The following is a 19,613-nucleotide window of genomic DNA, read 5'->3' as shown; positions in this document are numbered from 1 at the left end:
CCGCTACTTCGGCTCGCGGTCGAAGAGCGACCGGGACCAGAAGTAGCCGAGCACGGCCAGCGCCAGGCACCAGCCGACGGCCAGCCACGCGTTGTCGCCGATCTCGGTGCCGAGGAGCAGCCCGCGCAGCGTCTCGATGGCCGGGGTGAAGGGCTGGTACTCGGCGATCGGCCGGAACCAGCCCGGCATCGCGTCGACCGGCACGAAGGCGCTGGACAGGAGCGGCAGGATCATCAGCGGCAGGGCGTTGTTGCCGGCCGCCTCCGCGTTCGGGCTGGACAGGCCCATGCCGACCGCGATCCAGGTGAGGGCGAGGGAGACGAGCGTCAGCAGGCCCACCGCCAGGAGCCAGTCGAGGGCGGTGGCGTCCACGGACCGGAAACCGATGGCCACCGCCACGGCCCCGACGAGGACCACGCTCATCACGCATTGGAGCACGCTGCCGGCCACGTGCCCGATGAGCACCGAGCCGCGGTGGATCGCCATCGTCCGGAAGCGGGCGACGATGCCCTCGTTCATGTCCGTGGAGACGGACACCGCGCTGCCGATCGTGGTGCCGCCGATGGTCAGCATCAGAATGCCCGGGACGAGGTAGGCCAGGTACTCGGACCGTCCCGCCCCGCCGCCTGAGATGCCGGCGCTCATCACGTCGCCGAAGATGTAGACGAAGAGCAGGAGCAGCATCACCGGGGTGAGCAGCAGGTTCAGGGTGAGGGACGGGTAGCGCCGGGCGTGCAGGAGGTTGCGGCGCAGCATCGTGGAGGCGTCGCGGGCGGCGAGGGAGAGGGAGCTCATCGGACGGTCTCCTCGGAGTGGGCGGGGACGTCGGCGCCGCCGGTCAGGGCGAAGAAGACGTCATCGAGGTCGGGGGTGTGGACGGTCAGTTCGCTTGCCTCGACGCCGGCCGAGTCCAGCCGGTCGAGGAGGTGGCGCAGGGCGCGCTGGCTGCCGTCGCCGGCGAGTTGAAGGGTGAGGGACTCGTCGTCGCGGGCGGCGTCGATCAGGGCCGAGGCGGCACGGCGGTAGGCGGCCGGGTCGGTGAAGCGCAGCCGGATGTGTCCGCCGGGGACGAGCCGCTTGAGTTCCTCGGCGGTGCCCTCCGCGGCGATCCTGCCGTCGTTCAGGACCGCGATGCGGTCGGCGAGTTCGTCGGCCTCCTCCAGGTACTGGGTGGTGAGGAAGACGGTGACGCCGCCGCTGACGAGGTCGCGGACGATCTGCCACATGGTGTGCCGGGAGCGCGGGTCGAGGCCGGTGGTCGGCTCGTCGAGGAAGATGATCCGCGGGTCGCCGACCAGGGTCATGGCGATGTCGAGGCGGCGCTTCATGCCGCCGGAGTAGGTGGCGGCGGGCTTCTTCGCGGCCTCCGTCAGGCCGAAGCGCTCCAGCAGTTCGGCGGCGACCCGCTTCCCCTCGCGCCGGGGAAGGTGGTGCAGGTCCGCCATGAGGAGCATGTTCTCCTCGCCGGTGATCAGGCCGTCCACGGCGGAGAACTGTCCGGTGACGCCGATCGCGGCGCGCACGGCCTGCGGTGCGGTCGTGAGGTCGTGGCCGGCGACCTGGGCCTGTCCGGCGTCGGCCGTGACGAGCGTGGAGAGGATCTTGACGGTGGTGGTCTTGCCGGCGCCGTTGGGTCCGAGCAGTGCGAACACGGAGCCGGCCGGGATGTGCAGATCGATGCCGTCGAGCACGGTCTTGTCGCCGTAGGACTTGCGCAGACCGAGGGCGGAGACGGCGGCGGGCGGTCGCGGACCGTCGTTCTTCCTGGGCGTGGGCATGACAGATGAAGGCATGGCGCCTTCCCCCCTGGGGCTGAAGTGACTGGGTGGGCGGTCGAGTTCGCGGTCCGGCGGTCAGGGCCGGGCGCGGCGGTCAGGGCCGGGCGCGGCGGTCAGGGCCGGGCGCGGCGGTCAGGGCCGGGCGCGGCGGACGTCGATGGTGCCGTAGCGGGTGCGGGCGTGGATCTTGACGGTTTCCTCGGTCTCCACCGGGGCCTCGGAGGCGGTGAGCGCGTTGCGCACCTGCCCGGAGTCCGAGTGGGCGTCGAGCCAGGCGGCCGTGCCCTCCCGGATGCCGACCTCGATGGCGCCGTAGGAGGTCTTCAACTGGACGTCGCCGCGGACCACTTCGCCCACGCGCAGGGTGCCGTTGGCGGTGGTGGCGGTGACGGAGGCCTCGGCGCACCGGATCTCGATGTCCCCGTTGGCGCCGCTCACCCGGAGTTCACCAGTCGCGGTGCCGACGATCGTGGTGCCGTGCGAGTTCTTCAGGACGGCGGAGCCGTCGACGTTGCCGACGCGCAGGCTGCCCGAGCTGGTGGTGATCTCGGCCGGGCCCTGGGCGCGGTCCACGGTGATCGAGCCGTGGGAGGCGGTGAGCTGGAGCGGCCCGGCGCTGTCGAGGCGGACGTCGCCGCCGGAGGTCTTCACCCGTACCTCGCCGAGCGGTCCCTCGCCGAGCACCTGGGTCCAGGAGCCGGTCATGTCGATGTCCGAGCCCGCGGGCAGGTCCACCGTCACGGCGACGGCGCCGGTGGGGCCGATGAAGAGGCGCTCCTTCGTCCGGAGGGTCAGGACGCCGTTCGCGTAGGAGACCTCCGTCTGTTCGGCGGCCCGTACGTCCTTGTCCCGCTTCGGGTCGGCGGGCCGCACCTCGACGACCGTGTCGGAGCGGTCGCTCGCGGTGAAGTGGAGGGATCCGGCGCCCACGTGGGCGGTGACCGCGATCGGGGTGGGAGTGTCGAAAGAAGGCATGGCTGTACCGTCCTCGTGAGTCCTGGGTGCGTCCCCGCTGGTGGGACGTGGTGTGGGTGAAGTGGCGTGCGTGGAGCGGTGCGGGTGGGGCGTCGGTGGTCGAGGGGTGCGGGTGGGGCGGCGCGAGCAGCGCGCGGCGGGCGCGCGCCTCGCGGACACGGCGCGGGCTCGCGGCGCTAGCGCACCCAGCCCGTGAAGCTCTGACCGACGTTCTTGGTCTTCTCCGTCGTACGCGGCTGCGCACCGCCGTCGACCGCGGCGGCGACGGCCCGTACCAGCCACGCGTTGACCGACAGGCCCTCGCGGCTCGCGGCCTCCTCGGCGCGGGCCTTGAGGTGGGCCGGCAGACGCAGGTTGACGCGGGCGGTGCCGCCCTCGTCGCCTTCGGCGGACGCCGGGGCCGTGAGCGGTTCGGCGGGCACGGGCGGCGCTTCCGCGGGGGCGCGGTCGGCGGGCGGCGGGGTCACCACGAAGTCGGGGTCGAGTCCGCGCAGGCGTACGTCGACCGAGCCGGGGGCGAGTTCACGGGTGATCTCGTCCATCGCGGCGGACAGCACGTGGAGCATCGTCAGCCGGGTCGCCGACTCCAGGGGGGCGGTGAGCCGTTCGGCCAGCTCGCGGGCTTCGTCGCCGCCGGCTTCGGCGGCCACCGCGAGTTCGCGGCGAAGGGTGTCGACGTACGGGGTGAGGTCCATGACGCCATCATGGCATCACTATGGCACCATCGCAAGCCTTTCTGATGCCGCCTGGGTGCCGGATTCCTCGCGCACAGCCTTTGAGCTGGGCAGATACATGGGAAATCGCTTCGTCGAACGCATCGCAGACCGCACTCGCGCCCGATCGCGGGCTTGCGATGGCACCACTTGGCGCATCGAATGGCATCACGTGATGCCGCTTGGTACGCCATGTGATGCCACGGTCTCGGCCCGCCCCGCGCGCAGCGGGATGTCATCTGATCGACGCGCAGTGTTTCCTGTCCGCCAGGCGGACCTGAGGGGCGACGGGCACTGCGTGCCGGATACGGTGGGAGGCACCATGAGCGCTTCGCAGAGTTCCGATGACCTCACCCTTCTCGTCAAGATCTTCGGGAAGGACAGGCCCGGCATCACGGCCGGTCTCTTCGACACCCTCGCCGCCTACTCCGTGGACGTGGTCGACATCGAGCAGGTCGTCACCCGTGGCCGGATGGTGCTGTGCGCGCTCGTCACCCAGCCGCCCGCCGGGCTGGAGGGCGATCTGCGGGCCACCGTGCACAGCTGGGCCGAGTCGATGAAGATGCAGGCGGAGATCCTCTCCGGCCGTGGCGACAACCGGCCGCGCGGTCTCGGCCGCTCCCTGGTCACCGTACTCGGCCACCCGCTCACGGCGGAGGCCACCGCTCAGATCGCCGCGCGGATCACCAAGGCCGGCGGCAACATCGACCGTATCTTCCGGCTGGCCAAGTACCCGGTGACCGCGGTGGAGTTCGCGGTGTCCGGAGTGGAGACGGAGCCGCTGCGCACCGCCCTGGCGAAGGAGGCCGCGGCGCTGGGCGTGGATGTCGCGGTGGTCGCCGCGGGTCTGCACCGGCGCGCGCAGCGGCTGGTCGTCATGGACGTGGACTCGACGCTCATCCAGGACGAGGTCATCGAACTGTTCGCCGCGCACGCCGGCTGCGAGGACAAGGTCGCCGAGGTGACGGCGGCCGCGATGCGCGGGGAGCTGGACTTCGAGCAGTCGCTGCACGCGCGTGTGGCGCTGCTGGCGGGGCTGGACGCCTCGGTGGTGGACAAGGTGCGCAGCGAGGTGCGGCTGACGCCGGGCGCCCGGACCCTGATCCGGACGCTGAAGCGGCTCGGCTACCAGGTCGGTGTCGTCTCGGGCGGTTTCACCCAGGTCACGGACGATCTGCAGGAGCGGCTCGGGCTGGACTTCGCGCAGGCCAACACGCTGGAGATAGTCGACGGGAAGCTGACGGGCCGGGTCACCGGGGAGATCGTCGACCGGGCGGGCAAGGCGCGGCTGCTGCGGCGGTTCGCCGCCGAGGCGGGCGTTCCGCTGGCGCAGACCGTGGCGATCGGCGACGGCGCGAACGACCTGGACATGCTGAACGCCGCGGGTCTCGGCGTCGCCTTCAACGCCAAGCCGGTGGTGCGGGAGGCCGCGCACGCCGCGGTGAACGTGCCCTTCCTCGACACGGTCCTGTATCTGCTCGGCGTCACCCGCGAAGAGGTCGAGTCGGCGGACGCGCACGAGGAGCGCTGAGCGGCCCGGACACGCCCCGGACCGAGAGCCGTACCGCCTCTCGTCCGGGGTGTCCTGCGGCCTGAGCGCGCTCGCACGGCCCACCGCGGCCCGCGCGGATCCGTCGCGGCCGTGAGGCCCGACTGCCGGGGACGGTGTGCCGGGCCCCGTGCGCGAGCGGTGGGGCTGATGCGGGCGGGGTTACTTCGAGGGGGCCCAGTAGTCGCTCAGCGTGGCCGTGCCCGGTTCCAGGGTCTTCCAGGAGCCGTCGAAGGTCAGGACGGCGAAGGCGGCGGCCGGGAAGCCCCGGCCGCTCATCCGCTCGCGGGCGTCGCCCTCGGCGGAGCCGGCGAGCACCTCGGTCAGGCCCTGCATGCCCGGGTTGTGGCCGATCAGGATGACGTTCTGGACGTCGTCCGGGGTCTCGTTGAGCACGGCGATCAGCTCGCCCGGGGAGGCCTCGTAGATCCGCTCCTCGTAGACGGTCTTCGGCCGGTGCGGCAGCTCGTGGACGGCGAGCTTCCAGGTCTCCCGGGTCCGGGTCGCGGTCGAGCACAGGGCAAGGTCGAAGGAGACTCCGGAGTCGGCCAGCTTGCGGCCGGCCACCGGGGCGTCCTGGCGACCCCGCTCGGCGAGCGGTCGTTCGTGGTCGGTCACCTGCGGCCAGTCGGCCTTCGCATGCCGGAAGAGGACAATCCTGCGGGGTTCTGCGACGCTCATGGAACCCAGCTTCGCACGAAACAGGCCACGGGGCGCAGGGAGTTGACATGCGCCTTCTCGGCCGGCGCGGCGGGCGGCGGGCCGTTCCCGGGCCGGGTCGGGCACCTCATCGCGTCAGCAGTTCCCGTATGTGCTGCCACAGCTGCGTGGTCGCGGGGTCGGCGGCTGCCGCATGTGCGTTCGACGGGTTCCATAGGAGGGCGAGCAGTGCCGCGAAGGCGAGGGCCGGCAGCGCCAGGGCCCACCAGGGCAGCCTGGTGTCGACGCCGCCCGTGTTCGCCGGGCGGGTCCGGGTGTGCGTACGGGCCGGCATGTCGCCTCCGCGGGTCTCGAGTCGGATCGGTCGTCCACGGACCGCTGCTCGCGGTCACACCTCGAAGTTACGGAACCGGCGGGCCCCCGCCCATCCGGTGATCCACCCACTTGACCCTGACCCTCGCCCCCTAGGGGACAGGGGGGCCGGCCCCACCATCGGCGGAGTCGGCCCCCGCCACCGCCGCGGTGGGAGGCGCCCCGCCGCGGGCGTGGATCAGGGAGAGGCGAGGGTCGCGACGATGGCGATGACCACGAAGATGGCGAGGAACGCGCCGAAGACGATCAGCATCTTCTTCTGGCCGTTCGGCGGGTTCGGATCGAGCACAGGCTGCATGGCCACCAGTGTGGCACCTCCCGTCCGGGGCGGGTGCGCGGGGGCCGCCGCTCAGCGCGCCGCCTCCTCCTCCACGGTGCGGTTGCGGCCGGCCACCCAGCCGACCAGCATCTGCGGGATCATCAGGGCGGTCATCAGGGCGATCGGCAGGCCCCAGCCGCCGCTGCTCTGGTAGAGCACGCCGACCAGCAGCGGACCGGGGATGGAGATCAGGTAGCCGGTGCTCTGCGCGAACGCCGACAGCTGCGCCACGCCCGGACCGGTCCTGGCGCGCATGCCGACCATGGTGAGGGCCAGCGGGAAGGCGCAGTTGGAGATGCCGAGGAGCACCGCCCAGGCCCAGGCGCCGCCGGCCGGCGCGAGGTACAGGCCCGCGTAGCCGGCCAGGCCGCAGACGCCGAGGGCGAGCACGATCGGGCCCTGGTGGGGCAGCCGGGTGGCCAGCCGCGGGATGACGAAGGCCAGCGGCACGCCCATCACCATGGTGACGGCGAGCAGCAGCCCGGCGGTGCCGGCGGCGACGCCCGCGTCCCGGAAGATCTGCGCCATCCAGCCCATCGTGATGTAGGCGGCGGTGGCCTGGAGGCCGAAGAAGACGGCCAGCGCCCAGGCGGTGCGGCTGCGGGTGATGCGCAGCGCGGGGGCCTGCTCCTCCTGAGCGGCCTTCGCCCGTACGGATTCCTCACGCGAGGTGTCGTGCGCCGCCTGTCCGGGCTCCTGGGAGGCCGCGGGCCGCACGGCGGGGGCGGCGCCCCGGTCCCTGTCCCGGTCCCGCAGGAGCGGCAGCCAGGGGAGGACGGCCACGGCCGCGAGGAGCGCCCATACGGCGAGTCCGGGCTTCCAGCCGCCGAGCGCGTCGGTCATCGGGACGGTGACGGCGGCGGCGGTGGAGGTGCCGAGGGCGAGGGCCATCGAGTAGAGGCCGGTCATGGAGCCGACCCGGTCGGGGAACCAGCGCTTGACGATGACCGGCATCAGGACGTTGCTGACGGCGATGCCCATGAGGGCGAGCGCGCTGGCGGCCAGGAAGGCGGCGGTGTTGCCGGCGTAGGGGCGGATCACCAGGCCCGCGGCGATGGCGGCCATGCCCGCGCACACCACCGCGGCGGGCCCGAAGCGGCGGGCCAGCCGGGGGGCCATGACGCCGAAGACGGCGAAGCAGAGCGGGGGCACGGAGGTGAGCAGGCCGGCCACGCTGCCGCTCATCCCGAGGCCGTCGCGCACCTCTTCGAGGAGCGCGCCGAGGCTGGTGATGGCGGGCCTGAGGTTCAGGGCGGACAGCACGATGCCGACGACGACCAGCCGCGTCGCCCACGCGCGCGTGGCCGCCGTCCGGGGCTCTCGGTGCGCCCCGGCCTCCCGGGGGGCGGCGGTCGCGGCCGGGGGCTGCTGCTCGGTCGGTGGCGTCGTCGTCCGGGTCGTTTCCTCACTTACCATGAGACCCATCATAGAATCATAGGATGATTGACTGTCTATGGCCCGCGCGCAGCATTCCGGGCCGCACGTGCGAAGGTGTGCCATGCCCCTGAGCCATCCGCGCCGGTCGGCGCTGTCCGAGCAGGTCATCGCCGCGTTGCGGAACCAGATCACCTCGGGCGAGTGGCCGGTCGGTTCCCGTATCCCGACGGAGCCCGAGCTGGTGGAGCAGCTCGGCGTCGCCCGCAACACCGTCCGCGAGGCGGTCCGCGCGCTCGCCCACAACGGCCTGCTGGACATCCGCCAGGGCTCGGGCACCTACGTCGTGGCGACCAGCGAGCTGGCGGGCGTGATGCACCGCCGGTTCGCCGGGACGGACCCCCGGCACATCGCCGAACTGCGCGCCACGCTGGAGTCGGGGGCGGCGAAGCTGGCCGCCGAGCGGCGCGGCGAGAGGGACCTCAAGCAGCTCGACGCACTGCTCCTGCGGCGTGAGGAGGCGTGGGAGTCCGGTGACGCGGAGGCCTTCGTGACGGCGGACGCCACCTTTCACCTGGCCGTGGTGGCCGCCTCGCACAACGACGCGATGACCGCGATGTACGCGGACCTCGGCGAGGTGATGCGGGACTGGCTGCGCGCGGACGTCGGCGCGGAGCTGACGCCGGACACGCACATGGACCACACGCGGCTGGTCGACGCGATCCGCGCGGGCAACGCGGAGGCCGCCGCCGCGGAGGCGGCGAGCTACCCGTTCCTGTGCCGCCGCGGCCGCCTCCCCGCGCCCCCGCCCGCCCGGAACTGACCCGCGCCCCGGGAACGCGGAAGGGCCCGCACCCCCGAGGGGGCGGGCCCTTCCGCGTCAGTTCGGCCCCGCGGCGGCGGTCACGCTCCGATGGCGTGCAGGCCGCCGTCCACGTGGACGATCTCGCCCGTGGTCTTCGGGAACCAGTCGCTCAGCAGGGCGACGATGCCGCGGCCGGCCGGCTCGGGGTCCTTGAGGTCCCACTCCAGCGGGGAGCGGGAGTCCCACACCGAGGCCAGGTCGCTGAAGCCCGGGATGGACTTGGCGGCCATGGAGCCGAGCGGGCCCGCCGAGATCAGGTTGCAGCGGATGTTCTGCTTGCCGAGGTCGCGCGCCAGGTAGCGGCTGGTGGCCTCCAGGGCGGCCTTGGCCGGGCCCATCCAGTCGTACTGCGGCCAGGCGAACTGCGCGTCGAAGGTGAGGCCGACGACCGAGCCGCCGTTCTGCATCAGCGGCAGGCAGGCCGTGGTGAGCGACTTCAGGGAGAACGCCGAGACGTGCATGGCGGTGGCGACCGACTCGAACGGCGTGTTCAGGAAGTTGCCGCCGAGGGCGTCCTGCGGCGCGAAGCCGATGGAGTGGACGACGCCGTCGAGGCCGCCCAGCTCCTCGCCGACGATGTCGGCCAGGCGGCCGAGGTGCTCGTCGTTGGTGACGTCCAGCTCGATGACCTTGGCCGGCTTGGGCAGCTTCTTGGCGATGCGCTCGGTCAGCGTGGGCCGCGGGAAGGCGGTGAGGATGACCTCGGCGCCCTGCTCCTGGGCCAGCTTCGCGGCGTGGAAGGCGATGGAGGCCTCCGTCAGCACACCGGTGATCAGGACGCGCTTGCCCTCGAGAATTCCGCTCATGGTGATCAGTGACCCATTCCCAGTCCGCCGTCAACGGGGATGACGGCTCCAGTGATGTACGAGGCGTCGTCCGAGGCGAGGAACCGCACCGCGGCGGCGACCTCCTCCGGTCGCGCGTACCGGCCGAGCGGCACCTGCGACACGATGGCCTCGCGCTGGTCGTCGCTGAGCGCCCGGGTCATGTCGGTGTCGACGAAACCGGGGGCGACGACGTTGAAGGTGATGTTGCGCGAGCCCAGCTCACGGGCGAGGGAACGCGCGAAGCCGACCAGGCCGGCCTTGGAGGCGGCGTAGTTCGCCTGCCCCGCCGAGCCGAGCAGACCGACCACCGAGGAGATCAGGACGACGCGGCCCTTCTTGGCCCGCAGCATGCCGCGGTTGGCGCGCTTGACCACCCGGAAGGTGCCGGTGAGGTTGGTGTCGACGACCGTCGCGAAGTCCTCCTCGGACATCCGCATCAGGAGCTGGTCCTTGGTGACGCCCGCGTTGGCGACGAGGACCTCGACCGTGCCGTGCCGGTCCTCGATCTCCTTGTAGGCCTGCTCCACCTGCTCGGGGTCGGTGATGTCGCACTTGACGGCGAGGAAGCCCTCCGGCGGCTCCCCCGACCGGTACGTGATCGCGACCTTGTCGCCGGCGTCGGCGAACGCGCGGGCGATGGCGAGGCCGATGCCCCGGTTGCCTCCGGTGACGAGAACCGAGCGGCTCAACGGATCACCCTTTCATAGCGGTCTCAAGCGGTTCTTCAGCACGCCCGATCACGTCGATGACAGGCGGCTTCACCGGAAACCTATCGGTCCGCCCGGCGCGGCGGACAATCGGGCACCGACAGTGGCGTGCGGGTCGTGCTGTCGAGTCCCTACAGAAAACGGCCGACCGGGCCCGGAATCGTGTGGTCTCCCCCGCCGCCCGCGCGACATGATCGGTCCGACAGGCGACGAGAGCAGGGAGACCCCCGTGCCACACACGATCGACGAGGCCTTCACGGCCCTTCCACTGCGCGCCCTGGCCGACGCCGCGCTGGCACGCGCGCGTGCGCTGGGGGCCGAACACGCGGACTTCCGGCTGGAGCGGGTGCGCGACGCGTCCTGGCGGCTGCGGGACGCGCGGCCGGCCGGGTCGTCGGACACCACCGATCTGGGGTACGCGGTGCGGGTCGTGCACGGCGGCGCCTGGGGGTTCGCCTCCGGCGTGGACCTGACGATGGACGCCGCCGCCCGGGTCGCCTCGCAGGCGGTGGCCATGGCCAAGCTGTCGGCCCAGGTGATCAGGGCCGCCGGGTCGGACGAGCGCGTGGAGCTGGCCGACGAGCCCGTGCACGCCGAGAAGACGTGGGTGTCGGCGTACGAGATCGACCCGTTCACCGTGCCGGACGAGGAGAAGGCGGCGCTGCTCGCGGACTGGAGCGCGCGGCTGCTGGCCGCCGACGGCGTCGACCACGTGGACGCCTCGCTGCTGACCGTGCACGAGAACAAGTTCTACGCCGACACCGCCGGGACCGTGACCACCCAGCAGCGGGTGCGGCTGCATCCGCAGCTGACGGCCGTGTCCGTGGACGACTCCAGCGGCGAGTTCGACTCCATGCGCACCCTCGCCCCGCCGGCGGGCCGCGGCTGGGAGTACCTCACCGGCACCGGCTGGGACTGGGACGGCGAACTCGAACAGATCCCCGGACTGCTCGCCGAGAAGATGCGCGCCCCGAGCGTCGAGCCCGGCGTCTACGACCTGGTCGTGGACCCCTCCAACCTGTGGCTGACGATCCACGAGTCCGTCGGGCACGCCACCGAGCTGGACCGGGCGCTCGGCTACGAGGCGGCCTACGCGGGCACCTCCTTCGCCACCTTCGACCAGCTGGGCAAGCTGCGCTACGGCTCCGAGCTGATGAACGTCACCGGCGACCGCACCGCCGAGCACGGCCTGGCCACCGTCGGCTACGACGACGAGGGCGTCGAGGCGCAGTCCTGGGACCTGGTGAAGGACGGCACGCTGGTCGGCTACCAGCTGGACCGCAGGATCGCGCGGCTGACCGGCTTCGAGCGGTCCAACGGGTGCGCCTTCGCCGACTCCCCCGGCCATGTGCCCGTGCAGCGGATGGCCAACGTGTCGCTGCGGCCCGACCCGGCGGGGATGTCCACCGAGGACCTCATCGGCGGCGTCGAGCGGGGCGTCTACGTCGTCGGGGACCGGTCGTGGTCCATCGACATGCAGCGCTACAACTTCCAGTTCACCGGGCAGCGGTTCTACCGGATCGAGAACGGGCGGCTGGCCGGGCAGCTGCGGGATGTCGCCTACCAGGCGACGACGACCGACTTCTGGGGCTCCATGGCAGCCGTGGGCGGCCCGCAGACGTACGTCCTCGGCGGCGCCTTCAACTGCGGCAAGGCGCAGCCGGGCCAGGTCGCGGCCGTCTCCCACGGCTGCCCGTCGGCCCTCTTCACGGGCGTCAACATCTTGAACACCACCCAGGAGGCCGGTCGATGAGCACGCGTACCACCAAGCCGCACGAGGTCGTCGAACGCGCCCTCGAACTGTCGCGCGCCGACGGCTGCGTCGTCATCGCGGACGAGCAGTCGTCCGCCGATCTGCGCTGGGCGGGCAACGCGCTCACCACGAACGGCGTCACGCGCGGGCGCACGCTCACCGTGATCGCGACCGTGGACGGCAAGGAGGGCACCGCCTCGGGCGTGGTGTCGCGCGCCGCGGTGACCATGGACGACCTGGAGCCGCTGGTGCGGGCCGCCGAGGCCGCCGCGCGCGGGGCGGGCCCCGCCGAGGACGCGCAGCCGCTGGTCACCGGGGCACCCGCCGCGCCCGACTTCACCGACGCGCCCGCCGAGACCTCCTCGGCGGTGTTCGCCGACTTCGCGCCGGCGCTCGGCGAGTCGTTCGCACGCGCGCGTGCCGGCGGCCGTGAGCTGTACGGCTTCGCCCACCACGAGCTGGTGTCCACGTATCTCGGTACGTCGACGGGGCTGCGGCTGCGGCACGACCAGCCGAGCGGCACGCTGGAGCTGAACGCCAAGTCGCCCGACCGCACCCGCTCGGCGTGGACCGGGCGGTCCACGCGGGACTTCAAGGACGTCGACCCGGCGGCGCTGGACGCGGAGCTGGCCGTCCGGCTGGGCTGGGCCGAGCGGCGCGTGGAGCTGCCGGCCGGGCGCTACGAGACGCTGCTGCCGCCGACGGCGGTCGCGGACCTGCTGATCTACCAGCTGTGGTCGTCCTCGGGCCGGGACGCGGCCGAGGGACGCACCGTGTTCTCCAGGCCGGGCGGGGGCACCCGGGTCGGCGCGAAGCTGACCGGGCTGCCGCTGAACCTGCGCAGCGATCCGCACGAGAGCGGCCTGGAGTGCGCCCCGTTCGTGGTCGCGCACTCCTCGGGCGGGGACCGGTCGGTGTTCGACAACGGGCTGCCCGTCGCCCCGACGCAGTGGATCGCCGGCGGTGAGCTGAAGCATCTGCTGACCACCCGGCACAGCGCGGCCCTGACCGGGCTGCCGCTCGCGCCGGAGGCCGGGAACCTGATCCTGGACGGCGGCGCGGACCGCTCGCTGGACGAGATGGTCGCCGACACCGAGCTGGGACTGCTGCTGACCTGCCTGTGGTACATCCGCGAGGTGGACCCGGCGACGCTGCTGCTGACCGGTCTGACCCGCGACGGGGTGTACCTGGTGGAGAACGGCGAGGTGACCGGCGAGGTGAACAACTTCCGGTTCAACGAGTCGCCGGTGGACCTGCTGGGCCGGGCGACGGAGGCGGGGCGCACGGAGAAGACGCTGCCGCGCGAGTGGAGCGACTACTTCACCCGGGCCGCGATGCCGGCGCTGCGCGTTCCCGATTTCAACATGAGCTCTGTCAGTCAGGGCGTATAACCTCGTAGGCGGCTGTCACCCGACCGCCCCACGATCACCGAGGAGACACGAGAACCGTGACGGACATCGTCGACGAGCTGAAGTGGCGGGGCCTGTTCGCCCTGTCCACCGACGAGGACGCTTTGCGCAAGGCGCTCGCGGACGGTCCCGTCACGTTCTATTGCGGCTTCGACCCGACCGCGCCGTCGCTGCACGTGGGGCACCTGGTGCAGGTGCTCACCGTGCGCCGGCTCCAGCAGGCCGGGCACCGGCCGCTGGCGCTGGTCGGCGGCGCCACGGGCCTGATCGGCGACCCCCGCCCGACCGCCGAGCGCACGCTGAACGACCCGGAGACGGTGGCCGGCTGGGTGGAGAAGCTACGCCGCCAGATCGAGCCGTTCCTGTCCTTCGAGGGCGAGAACGCCGCGGTCATGGTGAACAACCTCGACTGGACCGAGGGCCTGTCGGCGATCGAGTTCCTGCGGGACATCGGCAAGCACTTCCGGGTCAACAAGATGCTGACGAAGGACTCGGTGGCCCGCCGGCTGGAGTCCGACCAGGGCATCAGCTACACCGAGTTCAGCTACCAGATCCTCCAGGGCATGGACTTCCTCCAGCTCTACCGGCGCCACGGCTGCACGCTCCAGCAGGGCGGCAGCGACCAGTGGGGCAACCTCACGGCCGGCCTGGACCTGATCCACCGCTTGGAGCCGGACGCGAGCGTGCACGCGCTGGCGACGCCGCTGATGACCAAGGCGGACGGCACCAAGTTCGGCAAGACCGAGAGCGGCGCCGTCTGGCTGGACGCGGAGATGACGACGCCGTACGCGTTCTACCAGTTCTGGCTGAACGTGGACGACCGGGACATCTCGAAGTACCTGCGCATCCTGTCCTTCCGTTCCCGCGAGGAGCTGGAGGAGCTGGAGCGGCAGACCGAGGAGCGGCCGCAGGCCCGGGCCGCGCAGCGGGCGCTGGCCGAGGAGCTGACGACGCTGGTGCACGGCGCCGACCAGACGGCCGCCGTGATCGCCGCGTCCAAGGCCCTCTTCGGGCAGGGCGAGCTGGCGGAGCTGGACGAGCGCACGCTGGCCGCGGCCCTCTCCGAGGTGCCGCACGTCCAGGTCGCCGAACTCGGGCAGGTCGTGGACCTGTTCGCCGAGGTGGGCCTGGTGGCCAGCAAGTCGGCCGCGCGGCGCACGGTCAAGGAGGGCGGCGCCTACGTGAACAACGTCAAGGTCACCGCCGAGGACGCGGTCCCCGCCCGCGAGGACCTGCTGCACGGCCGCTGGCTGGTGCTGCGCCGGGGCAAGAAGAACCTGGCCGCGGTGGAGGTCACCGGCGCCTGAGGGCGTACGCGCTCCGCTCGGCGCCCTCAGGCGCCGAGGGCCGGGGGTGCGCGACGCGCTCCGGCCGCTGCGGCCCGTGACGCGTCGCGAGGGGGCGGTTCCCGGATCTCCGGGGCCGCCCCCTCGCCCGTGCCCGGGCGCGCCGTGCGTCCTCCGGGCGTTACATGCGCTGCCGCTGCTTCCGGTGGCCCCACATCTTCAGGTACAGCATGTCGCCGACGGCGACGATGACGATGGCGGCCACCAGCTGGAAGATGTGCCGGCTCCAGTCGATGCCGCGGGTCTCCTCGACGCCGAGGCCGCGGGCGATCGCGTTGCCGGCGATGGCCCCGAGCATGCCGAAGATGGTCGTCAGCCAGAGCGGACTGTGCTGTTTGCCGGGGATGACCGCCTTGGCGATCAGGCCCAGGATGAATCCCACGATGATGGCCCACAACCAGCCCATGGCCGCCTCCTCGTCCGGTTCGACATGAGCATTACCGTCAGTGTCGGCCCGCCGCCGCTACGCCGCATGCCGGACAGGGCCGTACGTGTGAGACGCAGTCCGGGCGGTCCGGGGCGCGCAGGGCGCGCGGACGGTGGTGGACGGCGCGTTCGCGCAGGCCGGCGGTGCCCCGGCCGCGATGGCGGGGCCGGGGCGGCGTAACGTGGAGGGCGAGGTTGTGCGGGCGCGGTGTCCCGGCCCGGTCGTGGACCGGGTTCGGGCCGGGGAGCTGTCCGGTGCGGACGAATGGTGGAATGCGATGCGGAAGCAGCATGGCGGGGGCAGCGCCCAGGTGTTCCGGATCACGGGCGCCCGGACGGGCCTCCAGGAGGATGTGCGCGGCCGGCAGCGCCGGTACGTGATCTCGATGTCGATCCGTACGGCGTCGGTGCTCCTCGCGGTGGCGCTGTGGAACGTCGAACGGTACGTGGCGATCGTGGCGCTGGTGCTCGGCGCGGTCCTGCCGTACATCGCCGTGGTGATCGCGAACGCGGGCCGGGAGAACGCCCCGGGTCTGCCGTCGACGTTCGTGACGGTCCCGATGAAGCCGATGATCACCGCGCCGCGGACGGCGGAGGACGGCTTTGCGGAATCCGTTCCGGAGGACGTGGCGGGCGAGTCCGCGGCCGGCACGGCGCGCGAGTCCCGCGACGGGGCGTGAGGTCCGGCCGCCGTACGCATGTCGTGGGGCCGGGATCCGGCTGTGCGGGCGCTGGGCGGCGACTGTGCGTGAAGCTCAAGAAATGCTCAGATCAATCATGCTGTTCCGGTGCCGGGCGGCGGGTCTCCCGTGACATACTTCGTACGCGCTCCGCATCCCCCGTCGGAGCGACAGACCGACGCCGGGCAGCTCCCCCCGTGGCTGCTCGGCGTCGCCTTGTTCATGCCGTGGTTGTGAGACGCACCAGTGACTGACGAGACCCCGATCTGCTCCGCCAAGGGCTGCCGTGCCGCCGCCGTGTGGGTGCTGGCCTGGAACAACCCCAAGGTGCACACGCCCGAGCGGCGCAAGACGTGGCTGGCGTGCGAGGAGCACCGGGAGCATCTGTCGCAGTTCCTCGGGGTGCGCGGTTTCCTCAAGGACGTCGTCCTGCTGAGTCAGTGGACGGCCGCCGAGGCGGCGCGGGACGGGTCGACGCCGCCCGGCGGCTCCCCCGCCTGATCCCGAGCCTCGCGTAGCCCCGCGCAGCCTCGCGTGGTCCTGGACGGGGTGCGTCAGCCGCCGATCGCCGACATCGGACGGTCGGGCTGGACGAACGACGGGTCGTCGAGGCCGGCGCCGGCCTTCTTGCCCCACATCGCCTGCCGCCACAGCCGGGCGATCTCCTCGTCCGGCGCGCCGGAGCGCAGCGCGCCGCGCAGATCGGTCTCCTCGGTGGCGAACAGACAGGTGCGGACCTGGCCGTCGGCGGTGAGCCGGGTGCGGTCGCAGGCCGCGCAGAACGGCCGGGTGACGGAGGCGATGACGCCGACACGGTACGGCCCGCCGTTCACGAGCCAGCGTTCGGCGGGGGCGGAGCCGCGCTCCTCGGCGCCCTCGGGGGTCAGGTCGAAGCGGGTGCGCAGAGCGGTGAGGATGTCGCCCGCGGTGACCATGCCCTCGCGCTTCCAGCCGTGCTGGGCGTCCAGCGGCATCTGCTCGATGAACCGCAGTTCGTAGCCGTGCTCCATCGACCAGGCCAGCAGGTCGGGGGCCTCGTCGGCGTTGAGGCCGGGCATCAGGACGGTGTTGACCTTCACCGGGGTCAGTCCGGCGTCCTGGGCGGCCCGGAGGCCGTCGAGGACGTCGCCGTGCCGGTCGCGGCGGGTGAGGGTCTTGAAGACGTCCGGGCGCAGGGTGTCCAGGGAGACGTTGACCCGGTCCAGGCCGGCCTCCTTGAGCGCCGCGGCGGTGCGCTTGAGGCCGATGCCGTTGGTGGTCAGGGAGGTGACGGGGCGGGGCTCCAGGGCCGTGACACGCTCCACGATGCCGACGAGTCCGGGCCGCAGCAGCGGTTCGCCGCCGGTGAAGCGGACCTCCTCGATGCCGAGGGAGGCGACCGCGATGCCGATGAGGCGGACGATCTCGTCGTCGGTGAGGAGGTCGGGCTTGGCCAGCCACTGCAGGCCCTCCTCGGGCATGCAGTAGGTGCAGCGCAGGTTGCACCGGTCGGTGAGCGAGACCCGCAGGTCGGTGGCCACCCGGCCGTAGGTGTCGATGAGCACGTGGGCCCCCTCCCGTGTCGCGGACCAGTTGTGTTCCGACACTTGCGAGCCTACGTGACGGCGCCGACAGTCCGCAGTGCCCGATCCGACGGAGTGGGCGCGGCCGTGTCGTAGGGATCTACGATCCCCGCGGCACGGCCGCCGGTGTGAACCGCCCGGTGGGCGCCTGTGGCTACCGCTCGGTGCGCCCTGACGAGGACCGTTCAGTGCGCGCCGGTGCCCGTCAGGGAGCGCACCTCCAGTTCGGCGTACTTGGCGCTGTCCGGCTGTTCCTTGGACAGCAGGGTGCCGACGACGCCGAGCAGGAAGCCGACCGGGATGGAGATGAGGCCGGGGTTCTCCAGCGGGAACCAGTGGAAGTCGACGTCCGGGAACATCGAGGTGGGCTTGCCGGAGACCACCGGCGAGAACAGCACCAGGCCGACCGCGGTGACCAGGCCGCCGTAGATCGACCACAGGGCGCCGGCGGTGGTGAACCGCTTCCAGAACAGGCTGTAGAGGATCGTGGGCAGGTTGGCGGAGGCGGCGACGGCGAAGGCGAGGGCGACCAGGCCGGCCACGTTGAGGTCGCGGGCGAGGGCGCCGAGGACGATGGAGACCGCGCCGATGCCGACGGTGGCCCAGCGGGCCGCGCCGAGTTCCTGCTTCTCGGTGGCGGCGCCCTTCTTGATGACGTTGGCGTAGATGTCGTGGGCGAAGGACGACGACGAGGCCAGGGTGAGGCCGGCGACGACGGCGAGGATGGTGGCGAAGGCGACGGCGGAGATGGAGGCGAGCAGGACGGCGCCCCAGTCGGAGTCCACTCCGCCGAGGTGCAGGGCGAGCAGCGGGGCCGCGGTGTTGCCGGCCTTGTTGGAGGCGATGATCTCGTCCGGCTTGATCAGCGCGGCGGCGCCGAAGCCGAGGGCGAGGGTCATCAGGTAGAAGGCGCCGATCAGGCCGATGGCCCAGATGACGGACTTGCGGGCGGCCTTGGCGGTGGGGACGGTGTAGAAGCGGATCAGGATGTGCGGCAGTCCGGCGGTGCCGAGCACCAGGGCGATGCCGAGCGAGAGGAAGTCCAGCTTGGTGGTGCCGGTGGCGCCGTACTTCAGTCCGGGCTCCAGGAAGGCGGCGCCCTTGCCGCTGTTGTCGGCGGCGCTGCCGAGCAGGTCGGAGACGTTGAAGTCGAACTTCAGCAGCACCAGGAAGGTCAGCAGCAGGGCGCCCGCCATCAGCAGCACGGCCTTGACCATCTGCACCCAGGTGGTGCCCTTCATGCCGCCGATGGTGACGTAGACGATCATCAGGACGCCGACCAGGGCGACGATGCCGATCTTGCCGGCGTCGCTGGTGATGCCGAGCAGCAGGGAGACCAGGACGCCGGCGCCGGCCATCTGGGCGAGCAGGTAGAAGATCGACACGACGATGGTGGAGGCGCCGGCGGCGGTGCGCACCGGGCGCTGGCGCATGCGGTAGGCGAGGACGTCGCCCATGGTGTAGCGGCCGGAGTTGCGCAGCGGTTCGGCGACCAGGAGCAGGGCGACCAGCCAGGCGACGAGGAAGCCGATGGAGTAGAGGAAGCCGTCGTAGCCGAAGAGGGCGATGGCGCCGGCGATGCCGAGGAAGGACGCGGCGGACATGTAGTCGCCGGAGACGGCGAGTCCGTTCTGGAATCCGGTGAACTGGCGTCCGCCGGCGTAGAAGTCGGCGGCGTCCTTGGTCTGCCGGCCGGCCCACACGGTGATGACGAGGGTCGCGGCGACGAAGACCGAGAACAGGGTGATGATCAGCGTGCGGTGGTCGCTCGCGGCGCCGCCGGCGGCCAGCAGGGTGTGCGCTGCGGGGTGCGTCGCGGGGCTCATGCTCCGCCCTCCATCCGGGACTTGATGGCTTCGGCCCGGGGGTCGAGCTTGGCGGCGGCGTGCCGCGCGTACCACCAGGCGATGAGGAACGTGGTGAGGAACTGGGCCAGGCCGAGGGCGAGGGCGACGTTGAGGTTGCCGACCAGCTTGGTGCCCATGAAGTCGCCCGCGTAGTTGGAGAGCAGGACGTAGAGCAGGTACCAGGCGATGAAGGCGACGGTCAGCGGGAAGGCGAACGACCGGTGGGAGCGGCGCAGTTCGCCGAACTCCGCGCTCTCGCGCACCGCGGTGAACTCCTCGGCGGAGGGCAGTGCGACCTGGGTCTTCGAGGGTGGCGGTGTCTCGGTGGCCACGTCTGTCTCCTCGTGTTGCGGATGGGGATGCGACAGGGGGCTCGATGGTGCTCGGGCTCCCTGCCCAAGGTCCACGGCGCCACGCGAGGTGCGGTTCAAGTCCTATGAGTTGTTTCGCA

Annotated in this window: 21 protein-coding genes; 7 read left to right on the top strand and 14 right to left on the bottom strand. The window is 72.0% G+C overall.

What is annotated here, in order from left to right; genetic code table 11:
• Positions 1 to 3: 3 nt before the first annotated feature.
• From K7787_RS10190 to K7787_RS10175, 4 genes are all read right to left on the bottom strand, one after another.
• Positions 4 to 795 carry an ABC transporter permease gene (locus K7787_RS10190; RefSeq protein ID WP_009187895.1) on the bottom strand — a complete coding sequence of 264 codons (792 nt, stop codon included), beginning with the start codon at positions 793 to 795 and terminating at the stop codon, positions 4 to 6.
• Positions 792 to 1,778: an ATP-binding cassette domain-containing protein gene (locus K7787_RS10185; RefSeq protein ID WP_223001183.1), complete on the bottom strand. Its 987-nt coding sequence runs from the start codon at positions 1,776 to 1,778 to the stop codon at positions 792 to 794. Before K7787_RS10185 ends, K7787_RS10190 begins: the two co-directional genes overlap by 4 nt.
• Positions 1,779 to 1,910: 132 nt before the next feature.
• A complete protein-coding gene (locus tag K7787_RS10180) occupies positions 1,911 to 2,753 on the bottom strand; it encodes a DUF4097 family beta strand repeat-containing protein (protein WP_019982927.1) in 843 nt (280 codons plus the stop codon).
• A gap of 176 nt (positions 2,754 to 2,929) precedes the next feature.
• Positions 2,930 to 3,448: a toxin-antitoxin system HicB family antitoxin gene (locus K7787_RS10175; protein ID WP_169436745.1), complete on the bottom strand. Its 519-nt coding sequence runs from the start codon at positions 3,446 to 3,448 to the stop codon at positions 2,930 to 2,932.
• A 340-nt stretch (positions 3,449 to 3,788) separates the two neighbouring features.
• On the opposite strand from K7787_RS10175, the gene serB reads away from it, so the two are divergent.
• A complete protein-coding gene (gene serB / locus K7787_RS10170) occupies positions 3,789 to 4,997 on the top strand; it encodes a phosphoserine phosphatase SerB (protein ID WP_223001182.1) in 1,209 nt (402 codons plus the stop codon).
• 180 nt (positions 4,998 to 5,177) lie between these two features.
• Here the strand turns inward: serB and K7787_RS10165 are convergent, their stop codons facing one another.
• The 4 genes from K7787_RS10165 to K7787_RS10155 form a co-directional block, all read right to left on the bottom strand.
• Positions 5,178 to 5,696 (bottom strand): SixA phosphatase family protein, encoded by a 519-nt coding sequence (locus K7787_RS10165; RefSeq protein ID WP_223001181.1) that lies wholly within the window; start codon positions 5,694 to 5,696, stop codon positions 5,178 to 5,180.
• Positions 5,697 to 5,802: 106 nt separating this feature from the next.
• Positions 5,803 to 6,009, bottom strand: a complete 207-nt coding sequence (locus K7787_RS10160) for a hypothetical protein (protein ID WP_164388311.1) — start codon at positions 6,007 to 6,009, stop codon at positions 5,803 to 5,805.
• A 216-nt stretch (positions 6,010 to 6,225) separates the two neighbouring features.
• Positions 6,226 to 6,345, bottom strand: coding sequence for an SGM_5486 family transporter-associated protein (locus tag K7787_RS32090; protein WP_086025514.1), 120 nt, complete (start codon positions 6,343 to 6,345; stop codon positions 6,226 to 6,228).
• 51 nt (positions 6,346 to 6,396) lie between these two features.
• A complete protein-coding gene (locus K7787_RS10155) occupies positions 6,397 to 7,782 on the bottom strand; it encodes a CynX/NimT family MFS transporter (RefSeq protein WP_372456633.1) in 1,386 nt (461 codons plus the stop codon).
• 82 nt (positions 7,783 to 7,864) lie between these two features.
• On the opposite strand from K7787_RS10155, the gene K7787_RS10150 reads away from it, so the two are divergent.
• On the top strand, positions 7,865 to 8,563 hold the full coding sequence (locus K7787_RS10150) for a FadR/GntR family transcriptional regulator (protein ID WP_223001179.1): 699 nt from the start codon (positions 7,865 to 7,867) through the stop codon (positions 8,561 to 8,563).
• An 80-nt stretch (positions 8,564 to 8,643) separates the two neighbouring features.
• Here K7787_RS10150 and fabI read toward each other — a convergent pair whose 3' ends face one another.
• Entirely contained in the window at positions 8,644 to 9,411 is a 768-nt protein-coding gene (fabI, locus tag K7787_RS10145) for an enoyl-ACP reductase FabI (RefSeq protein WP_009187903.1), read from the bottom strand.
• Between the two features lie 5 nt (positions 9,412 to 9,416).
• Positions 9,417 to 10,121: a 3-oxoacyl-[acyl-carrier-protein] reductase gene (gene fabG, locus K7787_RS10140; protein WP_009187904.1), complete on the bottom strand. Its 705-nt coding sequence runs from the start codon at positions 10,119 to 10,121 to the stop codon at positions 9,417 to 9,419.
• Between the two features lie 247 nt (positions 10,122 to 10,368).
• Here fabG and K7787_RS10135 point away from each other — a divergent pair, with 247 nt between their 5' ends.
• Genes K7787_RS10135 through tyrS form a run of 3 tightly spaced genes read left to right on the top strand, consistent with a single transcriptional unit; the run spans position 10,369 to position 14,608 of the window.
• Positions 10,369 to 11,892, top strand: a complete 1,524-nt coding sequence (locus K7787_RS10135) for a TldD/PmbA family protein (protein ID WP_027758238.1) — start codon at positions 10,369 to 10,371, stop codon at positions 11,890 to 11,892.
• Complete coding sequence (locus tag K7787_RS10130) at positions 11,889 to 13,283, top strand: TldD/PmbA family protein (RefSeq protein WP_223001178.1); 1,395 nt, start codon at positions 11,889 to 11,891, stop codon at positions 13,281 to 13,283. The genes K7787_RS10135 and K7787_RS10130 overlap by 4 nt, the downstream gene beginning before the upstream one ends.
• 56 nt (positions 13,284 to 13,339) lie before the next feature.
• A complete protein-coding gene (gene tyrS / locus K7787_RS10125) occupies positions 13,340 to 14,608 on the top strand; it encodes a tyrosine--tRNA ligase (protein ID WP_223001177.1) in 1,269 nt (422 codons plus the stop codon).
• 160 nt (positions 14,609 to 14,768) lie between these two features.
• On the opposite strand, the gene K7787_RS10120 is transcribed toward tyrS, so the two are convergent.
• Positions 14,769 to 15,053, bottom strand: coding sequence for a GlsB/YeaQ/YmgE family stress response membrane protein (locus K7787_RS10120; RefSeq protein ID WP_009187908.1), 285 nt, complete (start codon positions 15,051 to 15,053; stop codon positions 14,769 to 14,771).
• 298 nt (positions 15,054 to 15,351) lie between these two features.
• Between K7787_RS10120 and K7787_RS10115 the strand changes: the two genes are divergently transcribed.
• Both K7787_RS10115 and K7787_RS10110 read left to right on the top strand, forming a co-directional pair.
• On the top strand, positions 15,352 to 15,753 hold the full coding sequence (locus tag K7787_RS10115) for a DUF3099 domain-containing protein (protein ID WP_019982916.1): 402 nt from the start codon (positions 15,352 to 15,354) through the stop codon (positions 15,751 to 15,753).
• A gap of 246 nt (positions 15,754 to 15,999) precedes the next feature.
• The gene (locus K7787_RS10110) at positions 16,000 to 16,254 is read left to right on the top strand and encodes a hypothetical protein (RefSeq protein WP_223001176.1); all 255 of its coding nucleotides are present in this window, start codon (positions 16,000 to 16,002) and stop codon (positions 16,252 to 16,254) included.
• Between the two features lie 53 nt (positions 16,255 to 16,307).
• Here the strand turns inward: K7787_RS10110 and moaA are convergent, their stop codons facing one another.
• The 3 genes from moaA to K7787_RS10095 all read right to left on the bottom strand — a co-directional run bounded on the left by moaA (position 16,308) and on the right by K7787_RS10095 (position 19,494).
• Positions 16,308 to 17,297 (bottom strand): GTP 3',8-cyclase MoaA, encoded by a 990-nt coding sequence (gene moaA, locus K7787_RS10105; protein WP_019982915.1) that lies wholly within the window; start codon positions 17,295 to 17,297, stop codon positions 16,308 to 16,310.
• 203 nt (positions 17,298 to 17,500) lie between these two features.
• Entirely contained in the window at positions 17,501 to 19,141 is a 1,641-nt protein-coding gene (locus K7787_RS10100) for a monocarboxylic acid transporter (RefSeq protein ID WP_009187912.1), read from the bottom strand.
• Positions 19,138 to 19,494 (bottom strand): DUF485 domain-containing protein, encoded by a 357-nt coding sequence (locus K7787_RS10095; RefSeq protein WP_009187913.1) that lies wholly within the window; start codon positions 19,492 to 19,494, stop codon positions 19,138 to 19,140. Before K7787_RS10095 ends, K7787_RS10100 begins: the two co-directional genes overlap by 4 nt.
• Between the last annotated feature and the right edge of the window lie 119 nt (positions 19,495 to 19,613).

Source organism: Streptomyces sennicomposti (assembly GCF_019890635.1).
Classification (GTDB): Bacteria; Actinomycetota; Actinomycetes; order Streptomycetales; family Streptomycetaceae; genus Streptomyces; species Streptomyces sennicomposti.
The sequence above is the reverse complement of the archived record's forward strand: the minus strand, read 5'-3'. Positions and strand labels throughout refer to the sequence as shown.

Bases quoted from the DNA above. Each gene is read 5' to 3' on its own strand.
- K7787_RS10120 (WP_009187908.1), bottom strand. From the start codon at position 15,053: ATGGGCTGGTTGTGGGCCATCATCGTGGGATTCATCCTGGGCCTGATC.
- K7787_RS10165 (WP_223001181.1), bottom strand. From the start codon at position 5,696: ATGAGCGTCGCAGAACCCCGCAGGATTGTCCTCTTCCGGCATGCGAAG.
- K7787_RS10175 (WP_169436745.1), bottom strand. From the start codon at position 3,448: ATGGACCTCACCCCGTACGTCGACACCCTTCGCCGCGAACTCGCGGTG.
- K7787_RS32090 (WP_086025514.1), bottom strand. From the start codon at position 6,345: ATGCAGCCTGTGCTCGATCCGAACCCGCCGAACGGCCAGAAGAAGATG.
- K7787_RS10180 (WP_019982927.1), bottom strand. From the start codon at position 2,753: ATGCCTTCTTTCGACACTCCCACCCCGATCGCGGTCACCGCCCACGTG.
- K7787_RS10130 (WP_223001178.1), top strand. From the start codon at position 11,889: ATGAGCACGCGTACCACCAAGCCGCACGAGGTCGTCGAACGCGCCCTC.
- K7787_RS10160 (WP_164388311.1), bottom strand. From the start codon at position 6,009: ATGCCGGCCCGTACGCACACCCGGACCCGCCCGGCGAACACGGGCGGC.
- serB (WP_223001182.1), top strand. From the start codon at position 3,789: ATGAGCGCTTCGCAGAGTTCCGATGACCTCACCCTTCTCGTCAAGATC.
- K7787_RS10190 (WP_009187895.1), bottom strand. From the start codon at position 795: ATGAGCTCCCTCTCCCTCGCCGCCCGCGACGCCTCCACGATGCTGCGC.
- K7787_RS10185 (WP_223001183.1), bottom strand. From the start codon at position 1,778: ATGCCCACGCCCAGGAAGAACGACGGTCCGCGACCGCCCGCCGCCGTC.
- K7787_RS10150 (WP_223001179.1), top strand. From the start codon at position 7,865: ATGCCCCTGAGCCATCCGCGCCGGTCGGCGCTGTCCGAGCAGGTCATC.
- fabI (WP_009187903.1), bottom strand. From the start codon at position 9,411: ATGAGCGGAATTCTCGAGGGCAAGCGCGTCCTGATCACCGGTGTGCTG.
- K7787_RS10100 (WP_009187912.1), bottom strand. From the start codon at position 19,141: ATGAGCCCCGCGACGCACCCCGCAGCGCACACCCTGCTGGCCGCCGGC.
- K7787_RS10115 (WP_019982916.1), top strand. From the start codon at position 15,352: ATGCGGAAGCAGCATGGCGGGGGCAGCGCCCAGGTGTTCCGGATCACG.
- K7787_RS10155 (WP_372456633.1), bottom strand. From the start codon at position 7,782: ATGGTAAGTGAGGAAACGACCCGGACGACGACGCCACCGACCGAGCAG.